We start from the raw sequence: 2004 nt of genomic DNA on the forward strand, positions 1-2004 counted from the left end.
GCCGTCGACTGCGGCGGCCCGGCGCGGGCTGCGGCTGCTGTGGGTCGTGCCGCTCGCGTGGTGCGTGTTCAGTGCCGCGATGCACGGCACGATGGCGGCGTCGCGGTAGCCAGGCGCTCAGTCGCCCGGCTCGGCGTGCACGCGCAGCACCAGGCTCCAGGTTCGACCGGCCACTGGTGACGCGCCGACGCGCCCCTGCTCGTCGAGATCGAGCGTGATGCGCGACACCGACTGCTGCACATTGCCGCCGATGGCTTCGAGCCGGCGCCCGGCGAAGTCGACGCGCGTGACGAGGTCGCAGTGCATCGGCGTGGGCGACTCGCCGGCGCTGATGCGGGCGATCTCGGTCGGCGCGATGCGTGCGCCTTCGCGCAGCGCGCAGATCRGGTCGCCGGGCAGCGCGATCGCGGGCGTCGGGATCACGTCGTGGGCCGAGCTCAGGTGATCGCGCGCCGCGACGATGTAGTCCGCATGCGATTTGCCGAAGCGGAACTCCGATTCGCTGAAGCCCGCGCGCCGCAGCACGGCGCTGATGAACGCCGCCGACCACGCGGGCGTCCACAGCGGCGGGCCCCATTCGGGCAGCCAGCGCGCCTCGCAGCGGTGGGGCTGCGGGCAGGCGTGGCGCTCGATGCCGCCCGCGCCGGCAGGCCCGAGCGTGGCCCAGTAGCCGTTGACGACCGGGCACAGCGCCGCGCTCATCTCGCGGCCGCAGCCGTCGTCGACCTCGGCGCAGTCGCCCGAGGCCAGCACGGCGCATTGCACGCCGTCGCTTGTCGTGCCGATGAGCGGCGAGCCCCACAGCCGCCACTCGGCCTCGGCGATCTGCACCGTCCGCGCGATGCGTTCCGGCGGCACGGTCGTCGGCGCGATGGGCCCCCGCGTGGCGCAGCCGGCAATGAGCATGGCCAGGAGGACGAGCGTGCCGCGAAGAGGGCGCATTGGAGCATTGTGAGCCGCTACAGTGGCCGCCATGAGCATGATTTCCTTCGATGCCGGTTCGCATCGCTTCCACCTGAGGGCCGTGGCGATCGTCGTTCGTGGCGACGACGTGCTGCTGCACCGCGCGGAAGGCGATGATTTCTGGGCCTTGCCCGGTGGGCGGGTGGAGTCCGGCGAAGAGGCGAGCACGGCGGTGGTGCGCGAACTGCACGAGGAGCTCGGCCTCGTCGTTCAACCGGGGCCGCTCGTGCTGCTGGTCGAGAACTTCTTCGTCTACGGCGGGTTGAAGCACCATGAAGTCGGCCTGTACTTCAAGGTCGAAGCGCAAGCCGGCAGCCGCGTGCTCACGGAGCCGGGCCCGTATCGGGGTGTCGAAGGCGCGCGTGAACTCGTCTTCGACTGGTTTCCACGCTCGGCACTGGGCGACGTGGATGTGCGGCCTTCGTTCCTGGTGCAGACGCTGGCGGCGGACCGCATCGCCTTCACGCACGTCGTGCAGCAGGATCAACACCACAATCTCTGAGCTCAGGCATCCCGCTACAGTCGTCCCACCCACAGGAGATTCCCCGATGCCCATCGAAAACTGGCTCGCCTTCGTCGCCGCCTCCGCGGTGCTGCTGATCATCCCCGGCCCGACCATCCTGACCGTCATCAGCTATTCGATGGCACAAGGGCGGCGCGCCAACGTACCGCTGATCGCGGCCGTCGCGCTGGGTGACTCCACGGCGCTGGTCGTGTCGCTGCTCGGCCTCGGAACACTGCTGGCGGCCTCGGCCTTCTGGTTCACGGTGGTCAAGTTCGCGGGCGGGCTGTACCTGCTGTACCTCGGCATCAAGCTGCTGCGCGCCGGCGTTTCGCCTGCACAGGCCACGGTCGCGCCGGCCACCGGCTCGCGCTGGAAGCTGTTCATCAACACCTATCTCGTGACCGCCCTCAACCCGAAGGGCATCGTGTTCTTCATCGCCTTCCTGCCGCAGTTCCTGCGCCCGGGCGTGAACGCCACGCAGCAGCTGTGGATCCTGGCTGTCACCTTCGTCGCGATGGCCACGATCAACTCGACGC

The 2004-nt window shown here is 69.7% G+C and carries 3 protein-coding genes; 2 read left to right on the forward strand and 1 reads right to left on the reverse strand.

Features of this window, described 5'->3' with window-relative positions; genetic code table 11:
- Positions 1-117: 117 nt before the first annotated feature.
- Positions 118-906: a DUF2272 domain-containing protein gene (locus AC1D01_RS32135; RefSeq protein WP_477873560.1), complete on the reverse strand. Its 789-nt coding sequence runs from the start codon at positions 904-906 to the stop codon at positions 118-120.
- 67 nt (positions 907-973) lie between these two features.
- Between AC1D01_RS32135 and AC1D01_RS32140 the strand changes: the two genes are divergently transcribed.
- Together AC1D01_RS32140 and AC1D01_RS32145 are read left to right on the forward strand one after the other, a co-directional pair.
- Positions 974-1465: an NUDIX hydrolase gene (locus AC1D01_RS32140; protein WP_477873561.1), complete on the forward strand. Its 492-nt coding sequence runs from the start codon at positions 974-976 to the stop codon at positions 1463-1465.
- Between the two features lie 46 nt (positions 1466-1511).
- A partial coding sequence (locus AC1D01_RS32145; protein ID WP_477873562.1) for a LysE family translocator occupies positions 1512-2004 on the forward strand: 493 nt, incomplete at its 3' end.

It is taken from the genome of Rhizobacter sp. P3_B12 (assembly GCF_056402895.1).

Coding starts and splice junctions, on each gene's coding strand:
- AC1D01_RS32140 (WP_477873561.1), top strand. CDS start 974: ATGAGCATGATTTCCTTCGATGCCGGTTCGCATCGCTTCCACCTGAGG.